This window comes from Kaistella antarctica (assembly GCF_900109615.1).
GTDB lineage: Bacteria > Bacteroidota > Bacteroidia > Flavobacteriales > Weeksellaceae > Kaistella > Kaistella antarctica.
Window position 1 is genome coordinate 269,666 of record NZ_FOIX01000003.1, and the last position, 21,435, is coordinate 291,100.

The 21,435-nt window shown below is 35.5% G+C and carries 22 protein-coding genes; 14 read left to right on the forward strand and 8 right to left on the reverse strand.

The annotated features are described in order from the left end of the window. Positions 1-61 precede the first annotated feature (61 nt). The 3 genes from BMX49_RS09775 to BMX49_RS09785 form a co-directional block, all read right to left on the reverse strand. Positions 62-2,062 carry a BCCT family transporter gene (locus BMX49_RS09775; RefSeq protein ID WP_034720312.1) on the reverse strand — a complete coding sequence of 667 codons (2,001 nt, stop codon included), beginning with the start codon at positions 2,060-2,062 and terminating at the stop codon, positions 62-64. 253 nt (positions 2,063-2,315) lie between these two features. Next, complete coding sequence (locus tag BMX49_RS09780; protein ID WP_034720313.1) at positions 2,316-2,750, reverse strand: cold shock domain-containing protein; 435 nt, start codon at positions 2,748-2,750, stop codon at positions 2,316-2,318. A 206-nt stretch (positions 2,751-2,956) separates the two neighbouring features. After that, a complete protein-coding gene (locus BMX49_RS09785; RefSeq protein WP_246005124.1) occupies positions 2,957-3,511 on the reverse strand; it encodes a hypothetical protein in 555 nt (184 codons plus the stop codon). 395 nt (positions 3,512-3,906) lie between these two features. Between BMX49_RS09785 and BMX49_RS09790 the strand changes: the two genes are divergently transcribed. The 9 genes from BMX49_RS09790 (at position 3,907) to BMX49_RS14730 (ending at position 13,275) form a co-directional block, all read left to right on the forward strand. After that, on the forward strand, positions 3,907-5,880 hold the full coding sequence (locus BMX49_RS09790; RefSeq protein ID WP_034720316.1) for a T9SS type A sorting domain-containing protein: 1,974 nt from the start codon (positions 3,907-3,909) through the stop codon (positions 5,878-5,880). Between the two features lie 438 nt (positions 5,881-6,318). Continuing rightward, the gene (locus BMX49_RS09795) at positions 6,319-6,864 is read left to right on the forward strand and encodes a tRNA methyl transferase PRC-barrel domain-containing protein (RefSeq protein WP_051803815.1); all 546 of its coding nucleotides are present in this window, start codon (positions 6,319-6,321) and stop codon (positions 6,862-6,864) included. Between the two features lie 7 nt (positions 6,865-6,871). Further along, entirely contained in the window at positions 6,872-8,635 is a 1,764-nt protein-coding gene (locus BMX49_RS09800; protein WP_034720319.1) for an endonuclease, read from the forward strand. A 236-nt stretch (positions 8,636-8,871) separates the two neighbouring features. Then, a complete protein-coding gene (locus BMX49_RS09805) occupies positions 8,872-9,387 on the forward strand; it encodes a pyridoxamine 5'-phosphate oxidase family protein (protein ID WP_034720320.1) in 516 nt (171 codons plus the stop codon). 250 nt (positions 9,388-9,637) lie between these two features. Then, the gene (locus tag BMX49_RS09810) at positions 9,638-10,543 is read left to right on the forward strand and encodes a universal stress protein (protein ID WP_170166235.1); all 906 of its coding nucleotides are present in this window, start codon (positions 9,638-9,640) and stop codon (positions 10,541-10,543) included. Between the two features lie 9 nt (positions 10,544-10,552). Then, a complete protein-coding gene (locus BMX49_RS09815) occupies positions 10,553-10,999 on the forward strand; it encodes a GNAT family N-acetyltransferase (protein WP_034720323.1) in 447 nt (148 codons plus the stop codon). A gap of 1 nt (position 11,000) precedes the next feature. Beyond that, a complete protein-coding gene (locus BMX49_RS09820) occupies positions 11,001-12,122 on the forward strand; it encodes an alanine racemase (RefSeq protein WP_051803816.1) in 1,122 nt (373 codons plus the stop codon). A gap of 74 nt (positions 12,123-12,196) precedes the next feature. Beyond that, complete coding sequence (locus tag BMX49_RS09825; RefSeq protein WP_051803817.1) at positions 12,197-13,087, forward strand: AraC family transcriptional regulator; 891 nt, start codon at positions 12,197-12,199, stop codon at positions 13,085-13,087. 17 nt (positions 13,088-13,104) lie between these two features. Then, the gene (locus tag BMX49_RS14730) at positions 13,105-13,275 is read left to right on the forward strand and encodes a hypothetical protein (protein ID WP_156030692.1); all 171 of its coding nucleotides are present in this window, start codon (positions 13,105-13,107) and stop codon (positions 13,273-13,275) included. 115 nt (positions 13,276-13,390) lie between these two features. Here the strand turns inward: BMX49_RS14730 and BMX49_RS09830 are convergent, their stop codons facing one another. From BMX49_RS09830 to BMX49_RS09845, 4 genes are all read right to left on the reverse strand, one after another. Then, positions 13,391-13,840, reverse strand: a complete 450-nt coding sequence (locus BMX49_RS09830) for a hypothetical protein (protein ID WP_034720325.1) — start codon at positions 13,838-13,840, stop codon at positions 13,391-13,393. A gap of 89 nt (positions 13,841-13,929) precedes the next feature. Next, positions 13,930-15,372, reverse strand: a complete 1,443-nt coding sequence (locus tag BMX49_RS09835) for an aminoacyl-histidine dipeptidase (protein WP_034720326.1) — start codon at positions 15,370-15,372, stop codon at positions 13,930-13,932. Between the two features lie 85 nt (positions 15,373-15,457). Further along, complete coding sequence (locus tag BMX49_RS09840) at positions 15,458-15,955, reverse strand: hypothetical protein (protein ID WP_074726725.1); 498 nt, start codon at positions 15,953-15,955, stop codon at positions 15,458-15,460. Positions 15,956-15,980: 25 nt separating this feature from the next. Further along, entirely contained in the window at positions 15,981-16,586 is a 606-nt protein-coding gene (locus tag BMX49_RS09845) for an LURP-one-related/scramblase family protein (protein ID WP_034720330.1), read from the reverse strand. 72 nt (positions 16,587-16,658) lie between these two features. Here BMX49_RS09845 and recR point away from each other — a divergent pair, with 72 nt between their 5' ends. From recR to BMX49_RS09870, 5 genes are all read left to right on the forward strand, one after another. Then, the gene (recR, locus tag BMX49_RS09850; protein ID WP_034720334.1) at positions 16,659-17,270 is read left to right on the forward strand and encodes a recombination mediator RecR; all 612 of its coding nucleotides are present in this window, start codon (positions 16,659-16,661) and stop codon (positions 17,268-17,270) included. 67 nt (positions 17,271-17,337) lie between these two features. Further along, positions 17,338-18,132, forward strand: a complete 795-nt coding sequence (locus BMX49_RS09855; RefSeq protein WP_198412570.1) for a glycosyltransferase family 2 protein — start codon at positions 17,338-17,340, stop codon at positions 18,130-18,132. Then, positions 18,129-18,683, forward strand: coding sequence for an acyltransferase (locus BMX49_RS09860; RefSeq protein WP_034720338.1), 555 nt, complete (start codon positions 18,129-18,131; stop codon positions 18,681-18,683). The genes BMX49_RS09855 and BMX49_RS09860 overlap by 4 nt, the downstream gene beginning before the upstream one ends. 2 nt (positions 18,684-18,685) lie before the next feature. Continuing rightward, positions 18,686-19,819 (forward strand): NAD-dependent epimerase/dehydratase family protein, encoded by a 1,134-nt coding sequence (locus BMX49_RS09865; RefSeq protein ID WP_034721481.1) that lies wholly within the window; start codon positions 18,686-18,688, stop codon positions 19,817-19,819. Next, positions 19,816-20,853 (forward strand): WaaS/CpsH family glycosyltransferase, encoded by a 1,038-nt coding sequence (locus BMX49_RS09870; RefSeq protein WP_034720340.1) that lies wholly within the window; start codon positions 19,816-19,818, stop codon positions 20,851-20,853. The genes BMX49_RS09865 and BMX49_RS09870 overlap by 4 nt, the downstream gene beginning before the upstream one ends. A gap of 77 nt (positions 20,854-20,930) precedes the next feature. On the opposite strand, the gene secG is transcribed toward BMX49_RS09870, so the two are convergent. Further along, a complete protein-coding gene (gene secG, locus BMX49_RS09875; protein ID WP_034720341.1) occupies positions 20,931-21,281 on the reverse strand; it encodes a preprotein translocase subunit SecG in 351 nt (116 codons plus the stop codon). Positions 21,282-21,435 lie beyond the last annotated feature (154 nt).

Sequence of the window (21,435 nt, forward strand, 5' to 3'; positions counted from 1 at the left end):
CTTTTAATACTATTTAATTGTAAACTTAGGCAAACTGGAAACAGTTAAACAGCCATGCCCATTACCCAGCCTTCTCATTCGAATCAGTGCGAATAAACATTTCGTTTCTTTCTTCAGACACAATATCCAGGAAGCGGTCGTAATGCTTAAGGACATCAGAGATCAATTCATTTTTGGTAAAATACTGCACGTCATAACTTTCGCGCGTATCGCCAAAATAAGCTTTTGGATAAAAGGCTCCTTTTTCCTGAACTTCGGGCAGGTTGTCTTCATCGACTAAAAAGTGAGAGACTTTTTTGGCGGTTGTTTCTACACCGTAGACGAAATTGTTGATTTGATCGTACTTAATCTCAAGTTCCATCTTAGCTGGATTGCTCTGTTGATTCAGGCTGGCCAAAATGTTGTTGTCGGCGAATTCAACTTGAAGTTCAGTGAAGGCTTCTTTAACTACGGTATTGACAAAATGGTCAATCGATGCTCGATCTTTGGTAGCCACAATCTGTTTCAAACGCTCTTTCCATAATCGACCAGACCATGGCACCGTGGCTTTGGAAAAACTGCGGTCGTAATATTCCTGATCAATGGTCAGCGCTTTGACCAAACTGATAATAAACAAAATTAAGATCACCGAAAAAGGTAACGCCGTAATGAGCGTCATGCTTTGAAGGGCTTTTAAACCGCCAGCATTTAAAAGCAGTAATGATAAGACAGCCAGTAAACTTCCCCATAAAATGGTTTGCCATTTCGGAGATTTAACGGCATTTTTAGTGGCGATATTATTCATTACAAAGATGCCCGAATCTGCAGAGGTCACAAAAAAGATAATGACAATAAGGATGGTCATAAAACTAGCAACGGTGGAAAAAGGCAGGTATTCTAAAAACCGAAACATGAGGGCATCAGGATCGCCAGCTAGCGCACTCAGAGCGCCATTGCCAACATTGACATCAAACCAGATGGCACTGTTGCCAAAAACGGTCATCCAGATAAAATTGAATAAAGAAGGAAGAAGTAAAACGGCAACCACAAACTCGCGGATGGTTCTGCCTTTGGATATTTTGGCGATAAATAGTCCTACATACGGCGACCAGGAAATCCACCAAGCCCAATAGAGAATCGTCCAGTCATAAAACCAGGGTAATTCTGCGGGATCGTAGGCATGAGTGGCAAAAGTAAGATTAAAAAAATTGTTGATGTAATTTCCCAATCCTTCGGTAAAGCTACCAATCAGGAAAACAGTTGGACCTAATAAAAGAACAAACAGTAAAAGACCGGCAACCATCATTACATTAATTTTACTTAATATTTTAATTCCTTTGTCCACCCCCGTAAGCGCGGATATGATGGCTAGTGAAATTAGAACTCCAACGATCATAATTTGATACAAAAAGTTGGTGTCGGGAACGATATTTAAAATCTGTAAACCTGAGTTAATCTGCACAACGCCAAAACCTAGAGTGGTGGTAATTCCGAAAAAAGTACTGCAGAGGGCAAAGACATCAATTAAATTTCCCCAGGCTCCGTCGGTTTTGTTTTTTAATAAAGGATAAAAACAGCTTCGTAGGGATAAAGGAAGTTTAAGACGGTAGGCAAAGTAGGAGAGTGCCAAGCCAACCAAACCGTATATGGCCCAGGCGTGAATTCCCCAGTGAAAAAAAGTATAGAGTTGGGCGTTTTTTGCCCGATTGACATAATGCTCTAATCCAAAAACTTCAGCGGTGTAATGTTGCATAGGTTCGGCGACTCCGAAATACATGAGTCCGATTCCCATTCCGGCTGAAAATAACATCGCAACCCAAGAAAAGAAAGAATGTTCTGGCCGGCTGTCATTGTCACCCAGCCGTATTTTACCGTATTTGCTGAACATGAGGTAAATCAAAAAGATGACGAAACAAGTTACTGCCCAGACATAAACCCAGTTAAAGTTGACAAAAATAAAATTCTTAATGAGGTTCAGAATTTTATCAGCCATCTCCGGATATAGAACGGATACAAGGGATACGAGTAAAATAAACAGAATACTGGGTATAAATATTCCTTTATTCAGAGTTGTTTTAAACATAAGGTGAAGTTGCTTGGATGTATAAGCGGCAAGCGCTAGAAAAAATGTTTTTAGTTGAAATTGGAACAGGCTATTTCCGACCGTTTATCTCTCAATGTAAATGTGAGCAAATGAATTTCAAGTTGAAATAGCGAAAAATAAATGGACCCTTAACTTTTCAAAAATAAGAGAATAGGCAGTAAAATACTTGGTATTCCCTAAAAGTAGAAACAAAAAAAGCTTCTCGCGAAGCTTCTATTATTTTTTTAGTTGACTATTTGATTACTTTGATATCAAACGCAGAAAATCCTTTGGGAGATTTTTCTATTTCAAATGAAACTCTGTTTCCTTTCTTAACCAATTCTGTACAGTTGTTGCTGTGGAAGAAAATGTTCTCTTTGCTTTTTTCTTCAGTAATGAACCCATATCCTTTTTCATTGAAAAAAGTAACGGTCCCTCTTTTTATAATTTCTTCCGCTTCAATTGGCGCTGCACCCAACTGAATGTTGCTAAGATCAACACCTTCATCATTGCTTCTGTCTGGAGGAGTGCTTGTTAATTGACCGTTTGCATCTACATACATAATCATGTCATCAAGCTCTTTTCCTTTGTCATTAATTTCTTTGCGTTCTTCACGACGCATCGCCTTTTCTTTTTTCTTTTGAAGTTTTTTCTTAATGTTTTCTTTTTTTGTGAAAGAATCCGCCATATACTTTGTTTTATTTTGAGATTATCTGAAAAGGTACGAAATTAAATAATCTCTCGCAAGAAAAATCACAAAGATTACTAAAATATCGTGATAGAGGCCATTAAATTGTTAAATAAATTAACGATTTACAGCCCCCTAAAATATACAAAGATTGTTGTTGTAAGACTGATTACAGAGTTGTTTCCGCGAGAAAAGTAATCCGCTATTTATTTTACTTTTTCAAAAAGATATAATTTACCACCTGTGAGAGCATAATTTTGCATCAGGTTACCTTCCAATACCATCGTTTTACTATTCACATCAATGATGGAAATATAATTGCTGGAATTATACTTGAAATAGTTTTCTTTGTTTTTGGTCTGTGGATTACGACCAAAGTCGAATTTGTATTTGATCCAATCTACCTTTTCAGTCTGGCAATGAATAGGAAGAAACTTTCCCCGTTTAGATTTAAACTCGATCACTTCCATAGAATCACCACATTCCGGAGTGAAATTATTTGCTGGATCGGCATCCTGTGCATATTGGTCGAAGCTTCCATTATAAACACCCACTACTTTCCAAGTTCCGTTTAAGAGGTTTTCGTTTATTTTCCCTTCTGCTTTTCGAACCGCCCAACTTACTCCTTTTACCGTTCCCTTCACTGCGCCGATTCCTATTTTCGCGGTGGTGGTTACAATTTTCGCAGCCGTAGAAATGATGCAGGATGTCAGTACAAAACTCAGCGCCAGTAACAGCACAACTTTATTTAATTTCATCATCATATTTATTTTAGGTGCAATTTACGGTAAATTTTAAAGGTGTACGCGGCTTCTTTAATTTCGATAATAGGGTTAAGGTGAGTATAAATTTATTTGTCATTATGATTTTTAATGGAAGCGATTTCGGCCTTATCATATTAAACTTTCAAGTTGACGACCAAGAAAGCATTTAAAAAATAGGGACAAACTAAAATAACTTTAATAAAATTGATACGATAATGTTGTTTTTTACTTTAAATGATTAAACTCTTAAAATACCAGAGCGGTTTGATGAAAAAGCTATAAAGTCAGGGTGTTACATTTAATTAAGGTATTGTAAAATTCGTGCATTTTGAAAGTCTAAGCCTTCCGTACCTCAGCTGATTTGCCTAGTTTTAGGCCATTAAAAATTATTTATGAAAAAATTATTATGTTCTGTTTTGGTTGTGGGAAGTTTTTTCTTCACTACCGCTCAAACAACAATCGCCCTTAAAGATTCGCAGACGTCTTTAATTCAAAAGAAAAAATCGCTTAAGGATTTTAAACGCAATCGTGAAATTAACCGTGCCACACTTTTTATGGGGAACCCATCAGAAAAAGGAGCGGTTGTAAATGCCAATCCAAATTCTAAGGGCGCCACTCCGTCGGCCAGTATTTATACGGAACTTTGGGGCGAGGTACAATCTGTTTCTCAGGAAGAAAAGCAGCTTTTTCAAATCAATTACAATTACGGAGCTGATGCTAAGGCGACTGTAAAGTTGCTCGATGCTGAAATCAATGTATTAAAAACGTTCACCATCGCTCTGCCGGAATCGACGAATAATTTTTCCCTACTCAAAGATTATTTTTATGACGCAGAAGGCAAAAGAAATTTCTTTATTTATGTTCACCACTTTGAAAATAACGGCGGACCGGAAAGTCAGCTGGACGAAATTTTCGTGGTAACTGAAGACGGAGTTAAACGTGCAACACTTGATGGCTACGGTGCGAAAGTAGTTTCGGCTGCAAGTGGCGTAAAAATAATGACTTTTCATGACGCGGAGGAAGAAATGCTGGTTACGAATTACAACTTAGACGATTTCACTTTAGACAAAAGCATGGGGATTTCGTTTGATCTCTTAAACTTTATGTCCGGCTCGCCAGTTAATTTTATGGATGTAAAAGGAGTACCGTCGTTGGTTTTAGCTCATTATGAAAAACTATTTATCGACAATGATACTTTTGAAGTTTTTCCAGACAATCATTTGATTGTTGGTATTTATGATTTTGATTTGAATTTAAAGAAAAACATTTCTTTAGATATCAGAACTTCTTATCCAGACGAACCATACACTATTCCGGCGGCTCAGTTTGGAATGTTTTACGGCTACGGAAAATATGATATTACGGATCATACCTTTAATGATGATGATGAAATTGAAGTTTTATACAGCATCTCTTATTTTGACTTACTGGGCGACAGTGAATGGAATCATTATTTTGTCGGAAATGAGAGTGGAGCAAGAATCAGAAGCTTAGAAGATAATGTTATCGGACGTACTGAATTGCAGCCACTGCCAGGACATGATGATCAAATTGGACTTTACATTGGCGCTGATGAGCAAGTTGGAAGCATCAAAATGTTCGATGTTAAGAATTGGGCGTCTGTTTATGAATTTCCAGCGTTCTATAACGAAGAATTACTTTCTTTAAACTTCAACCGTATTCCAGCAGGTGATTCTTACGATTACCTTTTCGGAATGCCAGAATTAGAAGTAGTAAACGATCTTTCTTATGGAAAAATTAATCACTACGATAAGTTAGGACAGTTTAAAAAAGCAACCAAACTTTCTTTAGGAGAAAATGTGGTGAATTTTACGCCTTTGCTTTATGGTGAAGCTTTAACTCCTAATCTTTACTTAAATGATGGTCAGCCAACTTATACTTATGTCAGTAAACATTTAGTTTCAGGAAAAGGGTACAATATTTTACGTGTTGCAAAAAGTGAAACAGATATTATCTTTGAAGTACAAGGCGATGCTGCCAAAGGTGATTTAGTTGGAAGCCGTTATATGACCAATATCAATGATGAAATTAAGAATTTGGCTTTGTTATACACCACGGGTGATTATAATTTAACAATTGATTTTTATGATTTACCATTCTCCATATTGAGTACGCAATCAACTACGATTAAAAATAGTTTGATGGTTTATGTGGATAACGCTAATCAAGCAGTGCGTTGGAATGAAACTTCAAACAGTTTTGCCGTGTACAGCATGACGGGAAGTTTAGTACGTCAAGGTGGCAAGTCAGACCAAGTATCTACGGTTGGGTTACCAAAAGGAGTTTACATTTTAATGATTACAACTCCGAAAGGTGAAAAGCTGACGAAGCGATTTATTCTTTAATAATTTCGTTCACAAAACAACCGTCTTTTAAAACTTAGAAATTACGATGCATGTTTACTCATGCATCGTTTTTTTATTTTAATATTTAAAATTTGGAAGGTCATGGGTTAAAAATACGGGCAGTTACGTCATGAATTAATCATATCAGAAAAACATTTTCTTTAAAAAAGACTCATTAAGCTTGATGGATTGTAAAAAGTTCCTGTCCAAATCGGAGACTTAGTAAGTTACAAAATATTGTGTAGAATTAGCATTAATAATAATTTTTAAATAAAACGTTGCTGATAATATTGCTGTGAGTAGGCTTCGTTACGGTATTGTTAGAAAACTGACTTTTATTACTTTAAACTTCAATTATAATAATTACTTTAGCCGACCCTAAGCGATAGAAGTAGTGTAGCAGGTTCTGTAAAGGAAAAAAATAACTAGCTTTTTAGAATGACGACCCAAGGACAAATCGTAGAAATCCCAAACAATTCTCCACTTTACAGTGTAAAGAGACATGTGTTTTTGACGAAGAGAGAAAAGTTGATTTGGGAAGCTCGGTTAGATTGTTATTCTCTTTTTGATGGTTTTCTAGTCGGCGGTCACTCAGGTTTAGAAAACTACAAATTAGGCCAACGAAGAGGAATTAATGTCGGCGGAAAAAAGAAACCACTTTATGTGATTGAAATTGATCCCGAGAATAATCGGCTTTTTGTGGGTGCAGGTGAAGACCATCCCGGATTGTGGACAAGCGTCTTGTCCTTTACCGCAAATCATTTTGACTGGAACCAGGAAAACAATTTCACCGCTGAAGAATTAGAAAAAGGAATCGCAATTGAGATTTCATCTTCAGTCTTAGAAGAAAATATCTCGGCAACCCTTTATATTTTTGACGAGATCGTTTTTTTTGAGTTTGAAAAACCGGCTTTAATGATCTTAAAGGAAAATCCACTTCATCTATTTTATCAAAATAAAAATATAGCAAATACATTTAAATAATTATAACATGAAATTAAAAATTTCTTTTTTAGCGAGTATCATTTCGTTTTTCGTGTTCGCACAATCTGCTCCGGCTTATTATGCTAACGTTGATTTTACTAAAACCCAAAACGAACTGAAACAGGATTTAGCAACATTAATTACAGCAACTCATACCAAGGTTATTACCTATGGTGAGTTGAAAACTTTGATGGAGACCAGCGATGCAGATCCAGATGTAGTTGGAAACATTCTTTTGGTTTACGGATCGCAAGATTCCGGAATTCACACGAGAAGTAGAAGCAAAGGTGGATCTTGGAATCGGGAACACGTTTATCCGAATTCAAAAGGAACTCCGAAACTAGGAACTTCTGGTCCCGGAGCTGATGGCCACCATCTTCGTCCGGCTGATATAACTTTAAATGGTAACAGATCGAGTTTTTCGTTTGATGATGGAGAAGGGCCTATGGCGTACAAAACCTCTCGTGGAGGTTGGTATCCAGGTGACGAGTGGAAGGGTGATGTAGCGAGAATTATTATGTATATGTACGTTAGATATAATAACCGCTGTTTGCCAAAAAATGTGGCAATGAGTCCCTACACTTATTCCGCAGATTTCTCAGATATCTTACTAAAATGGAATGTTGAAGATCCGGTCTCCGCTTTTGAAATGCAAAGACAAAATGTGGTCGCAGGCGTTCAGAAAAACAGAAATCCATTTATCGACAATCCGTATTTGGCAACCGTAATTTGGGGCGGTCCTGCTGCCGTAAACACTTGGCCAGACACTTTCAATGGTGGAGGCACGACTGATATTGAAGCACCAACCGTTCCTACTAACCTTGCTGTTACAGGAATTACGACTTCGAGCGTTTCTCTAACTTGGACTGCTTCTACAGACAATATTGCCGTTTCTGGATATGATGTTTATAAAGATGGTGTTCTTTTCGGAAATGTAAGTTCACCTTCAACAACTGTAACAGGTTTAACTCCTGAAACCGCTTACCTATTTTACGTAGTTGCAAAAGATGCTGCGGGAAATAGATCAGCCAATAGTGTTTCGATTGTTGCCACTACAGACGCAGGTCCGGTCGGTCCCACAACTACTTGTGGAACAGAAGATTTTGAAAACGTACAATCTACAGGAGGAACGCCACCAGCATCTTCTTACGGTGACAGAACTTGGTCTGGCAACGGAATTGTCTGGAATGCTACCATGGCTAGAACAGATAAGCAGATCTTTATTGATGGTGAAACTAACAAAGCAATTTGTCTTAAAAAAGGTTCATTAACATCATCTACTATTTCAGGCGGTATTGGTAATCTTTCAGTGAAAACTTATTTACCGTTTGCCGATAATGCTGGCAATTATATTCTGAAAATTAATGGGGTTGCAAAAGGTTTAATTCCTTATTCTAAAACAGCCAAAACCCAAACGATTGAGAATATCAATGTAGAAGGAAATATCATCATTGAATTGATTGACGAAACGACGAGCAATCGTGTATCGTTCGATAACCTTACTTGGACTTGCTATTCTGGTTTAGCAACAGATGCAGTAGTGAAGCCAGTTGAAAAATTAATTATTTATCCAAATCCTGTGAAAAACAATCAATTCTTCATGAGCGGAATTGATAAAAATGAAACGGTGAAGATTTATAGTTTGAGTGGACAATTGTTACAAACCATTAACAACGTTAATAACAAGGAAAAGGTAAATCTGAATAAATTATCGAAAGGTGTTTATTTTGTGACCACTAAAACACAATCTGCGAAAATTATTGTAGAGTAAGATTTGTTATTACTAATGAAACTAAGGCCGAAGGACTATTCTTTCGGCCTTTTTATTTGAATCTTTTAAGAGTCTAAATAGACGTTTAATGGTATTAAAATAAGTGTAAATTTAATTATTGGTAAGATTTTGGACTAAAAATTGATATTAATTTTAAGAATCTACTTGGATGATTTTAAAAGATCATGAAGTAAAGAAACCTTCAATAAAAACCAAAACATTAAAATTTACAAATTATGGGACAAGCACAATCACCACACAAAGATTTAGGCGGACAAGAAGCTATCGAAAAAATTAAAAAACTAACAGAGAAAGCAGGAATCTGTTTTTTCACTACTAAGGTTGGAAAAGACGCGCACAGCATCCCGATGTCTTTGCAGGCAGCTGATGAAGATGGAACTTTATGGTTCATCAGCGCTATTGACAGCACGCATAACCAAAACATTCTGGAAGATCCGACCGTTCAATTGTACTTTCAGAATAATTCGTCTTACGAATATGTTTTCCTTAAAGGAACAGCGAAGATCTCGCAAGATCGCGCTCTTATCGATGAGTATTACAGCGAGTTTGCCGATGCGTGGTTTGACGGAAAAGATGATCCACGCGTAACCGTTATCGGCGTCAGTCCGCAGGATGGCTATTACTACGAAACGAAAGATAATAAAGTTTTTGCCATGGCAAAGATGGTTTTTGCGGCCGTAACTGGAAGCAAAAATGATGACGGCGGAAGAGAAGGCGGACTTAAAGTATAACCTTTAAAAAAATTTAAGTGATCCTCAATTACTTACAAGATAAAAGTCGGGAAAGTTTTTTTCCGGCTTTTTTAATTTTAAAGTTTTGCACGTAAAATCTAAATTTGCCTCAAAAATCTGTAATATTGTACGAAATACTTTTTAGCAATAAGTAATTAATACCACCTTTGGGAGTATAACGCACACTCTTTTCAGTTTGCTCTTTGTAGTTTTGCACTGAGAAATTTTATGAATAGTTAAAACCATGAAGATGAAAACCGAAATCAAAACTATAGTACTGCCGACCGACTTTTCCAACTTAGCAAACAACGCTTTGAATGTTGCAGCAGAAATGGCAAAACGACATCAGGCAAAGCTGATTGTAGTGCATACCATAAATACTTATTATATGGTGGGTCGCGGTGGCAAACAAGTCATTGGGTCAGAGTTGATTCAGGAAAATATGGATCTCGCGAAAACTAAATTAGATGAACTGCAAACAAATCTAAACGAGAAATATAATTTAGACCTAGAAACTAAAATTAGCACAGAAAGCATTGTAGACAGCATTAATGATTTGATTTTAACCGATCAGGTAGATTTGGTGGTAATGGGAACTTCGGGTGAACAAAATGTTAAGCGATTTATTTTAGGATCAAATTCTTACAACGTTCTTCTAAATGCCAATTGTTCCATTCTTTTAATTCCAGAGAGCTTTAAAAAAACGTCCTTTAAAAGAATTCTTTTCCCCGTAAGAGTGAAGCATGAACTTGATCAGAAAGCTGATCTTTCTATATTGCTCGCTGACAAGAACAATGGGGATATCAATCTTTTAGGCGTGGGAGATATCGATCAAATGGTAGAATGCAAAAAGGATTATATTGAAATGAAGAATACTTTAAGCCTGAATTCAGCAGAGTATGAATCGGAATTTCAACTGTCTCATGATAATGCTGAAATTATCGCAAAGGCAGCAATAGAGAAACAAAGTGACATTATCATTTTGGCTGATGAAGACGAAGATTCCTGGAAATCATTTATGGCCGATAATTTCTTTAAAAAAATGATTAACAGTACTGATATTCCTTTACTAATCGTTAAATCAAAATTAGATAGACTTAAAAATAATACCGATCGGGATATGGGCTATGACTTAACCATGCCGATTCCCGGATAAAATTAAAACATGATTACCATAAATACTTATTCTCAAGATCATATTGCCACCGACGAAATTAAAAGTGATGTTATCAACTTTCTTTTTGAAAGTTTAGAACAATATGGCGATCCTAAAAAAGACATCGAGAAATGCCTTGATTACGCCTTTGGTAAAAATAATAAACCTGGCGGCATGGTGATTTCGGCCATTCATTCTGAAAATCAAAAAATGGTCGGCGCCGTAATTATTAACAAAACCGGCATGGACGGCTATATTCCAGAAAATATCTTGGTATATATCGCGACCGATAAAAATATGAGAGGCAAAGGCGTTGGAAAACAGTTGATGCAAACTGCAATTGATCTTTCAGAGGGCGATATGGCGTTGCATTGCGAACCCGATAATCCTGCGAAATTCTTATATGAAAAACTGGGCTTTACCAGTAAATATCTCGAGATGAGATTAAAAAAATAAAATGTCATACATTACCTTACATTCCACAAAACTCCGCCATAACTACAAAGTGCTGAATCAGCTTTTTGCAGAAAATGAAATCGAGTGGGCCATCGTAGCTAAACTCTTATGCGGAAACGAAAATTTTTTACAGGTTTTGTTGAATTTGTCTGACAAAGAAATTTGTGATTCCAGATTGAGCAATCTGAAAACGATTAAAAAGCTTTCGCCTAAAACGCAAACCATCTATATTAAACCTCCGGCAAAAAGATTGGCAAAAAGTATCGTAAAGTTTGCAGATGTAAGTTTTAATACCGAAATGGCCACTTTACAAGTGCTTTCTGATGAAGCGGTTCAACAAAATAAAGTTCATAAAGTCGTGCTCATGGTAGAAATGGGCGAGCTTCGGGAAGGAATCATGGCGCTCAATCTAATGCAGTTTTATGATGAGGTTTTGGCTTTACCCAATATCGAAGTGGTGGGCTTAGGAACGAACTTGAATTGCTTAAATGGTATTTTGCCCGATGAGAAAAAACTCTATAAGCTGAACCGTTTCAAAGAGATAATCGAAGAAAACTCTGGGCACAAGATTCCTTATATTTCAGGTGGTTCCTCGGTGACTATTCCTTTGATTTTTAAAAAAGAAATTCCTTTGGGAATCAACCATTTCCGAATTGGCGAAACCTTGTTTTTCGGAACGAATGTTTATAAAGATTCGGTGTTGACGGGAATGTACCAAGATGTTTTTACCTTGACCGCAGAAATTATAGAAATGCAGCAAAAACCAACAATTCCGTCTGGAACCGCTGGCACTAATTTAACAGGTGAAACTCCAACTTTTTCAGATGACGAGAAAGGGAAATCTTCGCTCCGAGCTATTGTAGATGTTGGTTTACTTGATATCGATCTTCGAGATATCGCCTCGCTTATTCCCGGAATTGAGATTATAGGAGCCAGTTCGGATATGTTAATTTTGGATCTCGGAGAAAATACAGAAAACCTTGAAGTTGGCCATACCATTGATTTTAGTATGAACTATATGGCAGTTCTTCGAGCTATGAATTCTAATTATGTCGACAAAATGGTAGATTCTGAAATCGTGCCTTTCGATAGCAGAGCTGATGAATTTATTTGTCTGAATTAAAGTACTACTAATTAATTAATTCCTCTTAAAATGGTTTGTTTTATCTTTGTTTAAATAATAAAACAGACTTCTTTATGGCCAGTTCATTAATCAAAACGATGACGATTAATTCGTTGAAACGTCCGTTTTCTTTCGAGGGAGAATTTGTCTTCTCGCCACTTTCAACTTTAGCAGACCTTATCAACAGACAGGATTTCTTTAAAACAAAATTCTACACTTTATTAATAATAGAAAGTGGTTCCGGGAATTTAATGATTGATCATGAAGTGCATCAACTCAAAAAACGACGGGTTTTTTTTGTCAATTACAATCAGGTATTTCGATTTGCCGATGTTGAAAACTTAACTGGAGAAGCTGTGCTTTTCACCCGTTCATTTTATAATTTGATTTATACCGGAAATAGAAAAATAAAAGACGATACGGCTTTTTCGCAATTGCCGACATTAACAGATTTCGCCAAAAATGACCTGACTAACTTTATAACTGGAATCACCGATATAAAGAAAGAATTTAGCGATCCGAAAGTTTTGAGCAAAGAAATTATCTGTCTATTATTAAAGGCGTCAATGCTGAAGTACATTCGAAAAACCGATAATGCAGATTTTATTAATTTTAAAACGAGTAGAAAAAGTACTTACATCGAGCAGTTCAAAAGCTTGGTTGAAACGCATTTTAAAGAACTGAAGAGAACATCTGACTATTCCGAAAAACTGACGATCTCAGCCAATTATCTGAACGCTTTAATCAAAGAAAAATTAGATATTTCTGCAGAAAATGTGATTCAAAACCGCGTGATCTTAGAAGCAGAAAGATTTTTACTAAACACTGATTTATCGGTTACAGAGATCTCTTTTGAACTGGGTTTTTCAGATAAATCACACTTTGGGAAATACTTTAAAAAAATCACTCAAGAAAGTCCTAATAGTTTTAGAAAGAAATTTTTGGCGACCAATAAGAATTTTTAAACAAAAAATATAAAATCATGAAAAATAAAAAACAAGCGGCAATTATCGCAAAGACCATTACCTTTCACACAGGAGTTAAATCACTGATCGACCGAAAAATTGGTGGTATTAATATTTTGGGTAATGACCAGATTTTAATCGAAAAAACTAAATTGAAGAATATGCGAAATGGAAAAGTTCGCTCATAAAAGTACCGTAGTAAAAAATCACCTTTCATTATTTTCTCTCTTTAAAAATTAGACTTATCAGCAAAAGTTGTACAATAATATTTATGGCTTAAAATGAGTTATTTTTTACTATTCATTAATAATATTGTTCTTCATTAGGTAGCGTATAAATTTTCTTGTTGTTAGAAGTTTTCCAATAATTCGTTGGTCCGAAATAATCTGCAAATGCATACGGCAATTCATCTTTCTCTAAAGATTTCAGCATTTGACTATACCATTCTGTATAAAGCGAATTTTTACCGAGGCACTTTTTAAAAAACTTGGGATAATCACGTTCCATGACATCCGTTAAATCTTTGATTGATTCGTCCGATTCCTCTCCAATTTTTAAAACCTTCTGAATCCAAGTTGAGGCAGGTATGCTCTCTTTCCTATCATCATCTGTACAAATCAGCGAACAACGCCAAGCTAGACCTGTATTTGATAAAGATGGAATAACTCTAACTTTTTCATAACCTCGATGATGCAATTCCTGAACGATGAACAGCAGTTTCTGCATGTTGAACATGTAAAAGTTCAGTTCCATAATTTTTCTTTTGAATGATTGACTTTAAAGATAAAAAAAACAAAACACGACAAGCGTATTTTGTTTTTAAGAATATATTATTTAAATATCTATTTTGCTGGAATATTTGCTAAAATTTCTTTTAGAAATCCCCAGAATTTTTGAACAGACGGAATATTTGCTCTCTCATCTGGCGAGTGTGCCCCGCGAATGGTAGGTCCGAAACTTACCATTTCCATGTCCGGATAATTAGCGCCGATGATTCCACACTCTAAACCAGCGTGACAGGCCACGACTTGCGGTTTTGCGCCGAAACTCTTTTCGTAAATTTTCTCCATAACTTGTACGATGGCAGAACCAGGTTTTGGTTTCCAACCCGGATAGGATCCGCCAAATTCAACTTCCATTCCAGCTAATTCGTACACCGATTTCAACTGTTCGGCCACGGCATATTTGTTAGAATCAACCGACGATCTTGAAAGATTTAAAATCTTCAGCTCTCCATTTTTTAATTCTACCCGCGCAATATTATTGGAGGTTTCTACCAAGTCAGCCACATCTGGTGACATTCTGTAAACGCCGTTATGGGCAGATTTCAAAGCAAGTATTACTTTTTTCGAATCTTCTACAGAAATTGCTTTTTCGGGAGTTGAAAAAGTTTCTATATTAATTTGTAAATCTTTTTCAACAGAAGCAAATTCTTCCATGATCGCCGCTTTCAGAGTGTTCGCTCCATCAATGAATTCTACAGAATTTCTTACGGATAAAATCACGTTTCCTTCTCGTGGAATCGCATTGCGCAATCCACCACTATCGATTGAGATTAACTGAATATTTTGATTGTAAAGTCCCGTATATAAAAGTCTACCTAAAAGCACGTTGGCATTTCCAAAACCTTTGTGGATATCCATGCCTGAGTGCCCGCCTTGCAAACCTTTAACGATAATTTTCACGATTTGACCAGTGGAATCTTCTAATGCATAATTTTGTGAAGCGGTTACATCAACGCCACCAGCACAGCCGATATCGATTTCGTCGTCTTCCTCCGTATCTAAATTTAGCAGAATTTCGCCTTGCAATTGTCCTGGTTTTAAACCGATAGCTCCCGTCATTCCTGTTTCTTCATCGATGGTGAAAAGTGCTTCCAAAGCGGGATGTGCAAGATCGTTACTTTCTAAAATACTCATAATAGAAGCAACGCCTAATCCGTTATCCGCACCCAAAGTTGTACCTTTCGCTTTTACCCAATCTCCATCAACTTCCATCTGAATTCCCTGTGTTTCAAAATCGAAGTTCACATCACTATTCTTCTGGCAAACCATATCGAGGTGAGATTGCAAAACGATAGGCTTTCTATTTTCCATTCCTGCCGTTGCTGGTTTTTTGATGATGACATTTCCGACTTCATCAACCGTAGTTTCTAAGTTTAATTTTTCTCCAAAGTGTTTGATGAAAGCAATTACTTGCTCTTCTTTTTTTGAGGGACGCGGAACTGCATTCAAGGCTGAAAAATTTTTCCAGATGATTTGTGGTTCGAGTTGTGATAATTCCATTTTTCAAATTTATTTAATTCAAAAATACAAATAAAAAAACGCTTTTGAAATTTTCAAAAGCGCTATGTTTTAATTTTAAGACTATTTAACAGCCGCATTCGCCATAAATTGGCGTGATGGTTTTTTCTCCCTTTTTATTTTCAACTGTCATCGTTCCTTGAAACATCATGACTTCTTCCAATTCGTTTACTTTTTTCCCTTGAATAGTGACCGAAAAGTCATCGTTCTTAATGAATTTGCTAAAGTTATCGGGATCAAAATCGCCTTCTTTCATTTTAATTTTTACGGTATTTCCAGCAACTTTTAAAAATGCATTGTTGCCGTAATCATCAATGTAGATGTATTTTTCGTTTTCAAAATCCTCTTTGTTTTTTGCAAAATAGCAAGAGCAACCATTCACTTCGGCTGGGAAACCAAACGTTTCGAGCTTGATTTGATTTAAATTTTCTGGGGTCTGAATGTTTGCTGAATCGACTTCTACATAAGTTGAATCTTTACTCACACCAATTGCTTCGGCAATTTGTCCTTCTTTTTGACACGAAAATAACATCAGCATTGAAGCGACCATTATTATATTTTTCATTTTTTATCTTTAAATTTTGTTTACTCTAACCACGTGATCTTTCTAGCAAAACCATCATCAGAAATGATAGAACTACTAACGATTCATCTTGATCATCAATATCTTTCAATCGGTCTAACTGAAATCTTCTACCAAATAAAGAAGGCATTTTCTTTAATCTAAAATATTCTGTTCCCTGTGCATCTTTTACAGTGTAAGAAGGATTTAGAAAATAACCGCTAAACATGCCAACAATTGGGATTTCGCCAACCATGCCGTCCATGATTTTTACCCAAGCGTTATCTTCACTAATATTAAATTTATGTTGATCGTTTTCATCTAAAACTTCATAATGAGATTTCCAAAATGAGCGCATACCCTTTCTAGATAATCGACCGAAGTTTTTGTTATTAATGAGATCGTTAATGGAATAACTTGCATTAAAATCTAACCAGCGATCGGCCTTAATTCTAAAAAGTTCTTCCGACTTTGATTCGTCATTAAAAACAATTACATCTTCTTTAAGTTTAAACATCTTCTGACGCACATAAGCAACATAATTTCCAGTATTATCTGTAATGTTAAAATCACTTGATAGAGTAGTGATTTTGAACTTAAAATCAAGCGGATAATTTAGATTTTTTAAAACCATTTAGTATTTTTTTTAAAGGTAATACAATCTCCGAAACTTGTACCTTCACTTATTAAACTTTATTTTTGTGAAATGGATTATCCGAGTAAAGTGTTAGCAAAAGCCGTAGATGAAATATCAGGGTTACCGGGAATTGGCAAGAAGTCAGCCTTGCGTTTGGCTTTACATCTGCTCAAACAACCAGAGAGTCAAGCGATCACTTTGGGTGATTCACTGAAAAAGTTGGTCACCGAAATTCTGTATTGCAAAGATTGCCATAATTTTTCTGATGCCGAAGTTTGTGAAATCTGCTCTAATCCCAAGCGAACGGAAGAATTACTTTGCGTGGTAGAAGACGTTCGCGACGTAATGGCCATTGAAAACACCGGAAAATTTCGTGGCAAATATTTAGTTCTCGGCGGTAAAATTTCACCCATGGAAGGAATTGGTCCTAACAAACTTAATATTTCTTCCATAGAAAAAAAACTAGAAAATGGAATTGTTAAAGAATTGATATTTGCCTTAAGTGCAACGATGGAAGGCGATACAACGGCCTACTATATCTATAAAAAATTCAAAAGTTCACCGGTTCGTTTTTCAACTATTGCCCGTGGAATTTCCGTGGGCGATGAATTAGAATATGCCGATGAAATCTCTTTAGGTAGATCCATTCAAAATCGCTTGCCTTACAATGAGCAACAATAATTATAAGTTCTAAATTTTTTACTTTAGACCGTTCAAAACTTTATCTTAATTTAATGATTCACCAATCTTGATTTCAGTAATTATTCCCATGTACAATGCAGAAAACGTTATCTGTAAGGCGTTAGATTCTGTAAAAAATCAAACTTTTCCGCTAGAAAAATTTGAGATTATTGTTGTGAATGATGGTTCGACAGATAATAGTTTAAAGGTTGTAAAATCTTATATTGAAAAAAATCCAACTTTAAATATTCAATTAATTAATCAAAAAAACGGTGGAGTATCTAACGCCAGAAATGCTGCGTTAAAATTAGCCAAGGGTGATTATATTGCTTTACTGGATTCTGATGACGAATGGTTACCGACAAAAATTGAACTACAAATGAAATATTTGCTTGATGATAATTTAGGTATCGATTTTATCACATCTTTATGGAATGATGAGAAAATAAAATTTCCTTATAAAATTGAATTAGAAGTTGAGCTTGTTAAAATAAATCTGAACAAACTTTTACTAAAAGTTACTGGCCATACTTCTACAGCAGTTTTCAAAAGAAAAATCCTTGACAATACCGGCTTTTTCGACGACTCGCAAAAATATTCTGAAGATGCCAATTATTGGATGCGAATTTCAGAGAATAACGTAATGTACTTGTTGCCTCAAAAATTAGCTATTGCTGGTGCTGGTAAGAAATCATTTGGAGTTTCAGGACTTTCTGCGAACTTAAAGGAAATGGAAAACGGGATTCAGAAAAATATTTCGGAAATGTATCAAACGAAACGGATTAACTTTGGGGAATATCTGTTTTATTTTGTAATTTCAAAAATGAAATATTGGGTACGCCCCTTAAGAGTGAAATTATGATCTATAAATTATTTTGGGGTTTAAGGGCATTTTTATATAGTCCTTTTTTCGGAAAAATGGGAATGCCCTCGTATCTTGGTAAGCCTATTTTTTTGAAAGGAATTAAAAATGTGTTTATAGGAAAAAAAGTTAGAATTTTTCCCCATTTACGAATAGAAACCCAAGATGGTGGAAGTGTCGTAATTCAGGATGATGTCGTAATTTCTCAGAATGTTCATATCACTTCTGCTGGAAAATTAGAAATTGGAAAAAGTTCATTAATATTAGCAAATGTATTCATTACCAATATCGACCACGAATATTTTGAAATAGGGAAACATGTTGTCAATCAGAAAATTACTGTTAAGAATACGACAATAGGAGAGAACTGTTTTATTGGAATGGGGGCAGCAATCATGGCAGGAACAAATTTAGGAAAACAATGTATCGTCGGCGCAAACGCTGTTGTAAGAGGAAATTTCCCAGACTATTGCGTGATCGTAGGTGTTCCTGCAAAAATTGTAAAAAAGTATAATTTAGAAACCCAAACTTGGGAAAAAGTAAACTATTAAGTTTGAAAAATATATTAATCACCGGTGGCGCCGGATTTATTGGCAGTAACCTCGCGTTGAAACTTAATGATCTTGGTTATACCGTCACGGTTTTAGATAATTTGTCAGAACAAATCCATGGTCCAAATCCGGATAATTCTGCTTTGTATCAAAGTATTAAAGACAAAGTTATTTTTATCAAAGGTGATGTAACCAACAAAACGGATCTCGAAAAAGGAATAAAAGGACAGGATGCCATCATTCATTTAGCCGCAGAAACGGGGACCGGACAATCAATGTATTCCCTTGAAAAATACAATGAAGTTAATGTTTCGGGAACCGCATTGTTGTTAGATGTTTTAGTGAATCAAAAGAATTCTGTTAAAAAGTTAATCTTGGCCTCTTCCCGAGCGGTTTATGGCGAAGGAAAATATATAGATTCCAAATCAGAAGCCGTTTATCCCAAAAGCCGATCTGTTGCAATGATGGAGAAGGGGAATTTTGAAATGATTGATGAAAAGGGAGGTTTTCTAAAACCTTCAGCCACAGACGAAAATACAACGTTACATCCGACTTCTTTCTACGGTCTAACAAAACTTCAGCAAGAACAGATGGTAAAATTTGTTTGTGAATCCATCGGCATTAGTTATGTCATTCTCCGCTACCAAAACGTTTTCGGTGTCGGCCAGTCATTGCTTAATCCCTACACAGGCATTTTATCGATTTTTTCGACACAGATTCTAAATGACCAAGCGCTAAATATATTCGAAGATGGATTAATGACTCGAGATTTCATCAATATTAATGATACGGTTGATGCAACGATCAGGAGTTTAGAAATGGAAACAGCTAATAATGAAATAATTAACGTGGGAACAAGCGTTGCAACTACTGTTTTGTCGGTTGCAAACCAGTTGGTTACTAATTATGAAAAAGATACAGTTGTGAAAATTTCAGGTGATTTTAGAATCGGCGATATTCGACATAATTTTGCGGATTTAGAAAAAGCAAAACAACTTTTAAATTTCCAGCCAAAAGTGGATTTTAAAACAGGAATTCGGGAATTTACAAACTGGGTTCTTCAGCAACCACGGACTGACAATCATTTTGACCAATCTCTTGAAGAACTAAAGAATAAAGGATTTTTAAAATCATGAATTTAAGCGGTAAAAAAATACTATTTCTATCCGCCAACTTTTTTGGGTATGAGAAAGCAATAACAAATCGACTCCAAGAATTAGGCGCTGAAGTTGATTTTTTTAATGAACGACCGTCTGATTCTATATTGTCAAAAGGGATTATTCGAGTTAACAAAAATTTTTATTTTAAAAAAATAAAATCCTATTATCAAAAAATCTTAAAGCAAACTGCTAGTCGAGATTATGATTTTTTTCTCTTAATAAAAGGCGAAACAATCCCATTAATTTTTTTAGATAAATTTAAAGTCTTGCATCGTTCAGCAGAAATGATTTTTTATTCTTACGATACAGCACAAGAGTATCCTAAATTCTTGAAACTATTTCCCTATTTTAATAAAAATTTCACTTTCGAACCCCAAGATGCTAAACAGTATGATTTGCATTTTAGACCCTTATTCTTTATTAATGATTATCATAAAGTTGCTGAAAATGTTGAATTGAAATATGATGTTGTATTTATCGGCAGCGCGCATACCGATCGATATTTGATAGGTGAGAAACTCAGAAAAATGTGTGATGCGCAAAATCTAAAAACTTATTTTTACTATTACGCACCAAGCAAAGCAGCGTTTTTATTAAAGAAAGTGTTTGACCAAAATTTAAAAAAATTCAATTTAAAGAAATTGAGTTTTAAAAAGTTGAAACACTCCGAGATTGCCGCTATTTATGCAGAGTCTTGCTCCGTTTTAGATATCAATAAGCCGTTTCAAGCTGGGTTAACTATGCGTACTTTTGAAACCTTAGCATCTGGCAAAAAACTCTTAACAACCAATTCAGATATACGCAATTATCCTTTTTATTCTGAAGCTAATGTTATGATTTTAGATCGGAATCAATTAAAAGTTGACGCAGAATTTTTCAAATCAAATTTTAAAGATATTAATTCCAAACCTTTAGAAATGATGACTTTAGATTCTTGGATAGCATGTTTATTTTTCAAAGATCAAGATGATTACTGGAAGAAACACCATTTAACATTTCAGAAAAGTTAATGATTGATGCTTTTTAGAGCAAACAAAAAGAGATATTCAACTAAATATCTCTTTTTTATTTAATAAAAATTGTTCTTCTATTTATCTGCTGGCGCAGGAGTTGGAATTGGCATTGTTACAGAGTTTGCTCCAGGAGCAGTTTGCGGCGCTGGCGCTTCTTTTCTCGCTGGTGCGTTTTGGAAACTTTTAGTAGGTTTTGCTGTTAAAATAACACTTAACAATATCATTACTACAATAATAACTCCTAAAGTCCAGGTCGCTTTTTCCATAAAGTCATTGGTCCGTTGAACCCCAAACTGAGCAGAAGAAGTTCCGCCGAAAGTTCCTGAAAGACCGCCACCTTTTGGATTTTGCGCCATTACCATAATGATTAGTAAGATACTCGCAATCATGATAAGAACCATGAATAATGTAAATATTGTGCCCATTTTTTGTTCTGAATTTTAGTGTGCAAATATAACGTATTTTTTTAATATTTACCAGAAACATCATCTTAAAAATCTAAAATGAGACGTAAATCCCAATTTTACTTTTTGCAATTCTATTTTATTACTAATAAGCAGTTGAGCTAAAGCAAAAAAA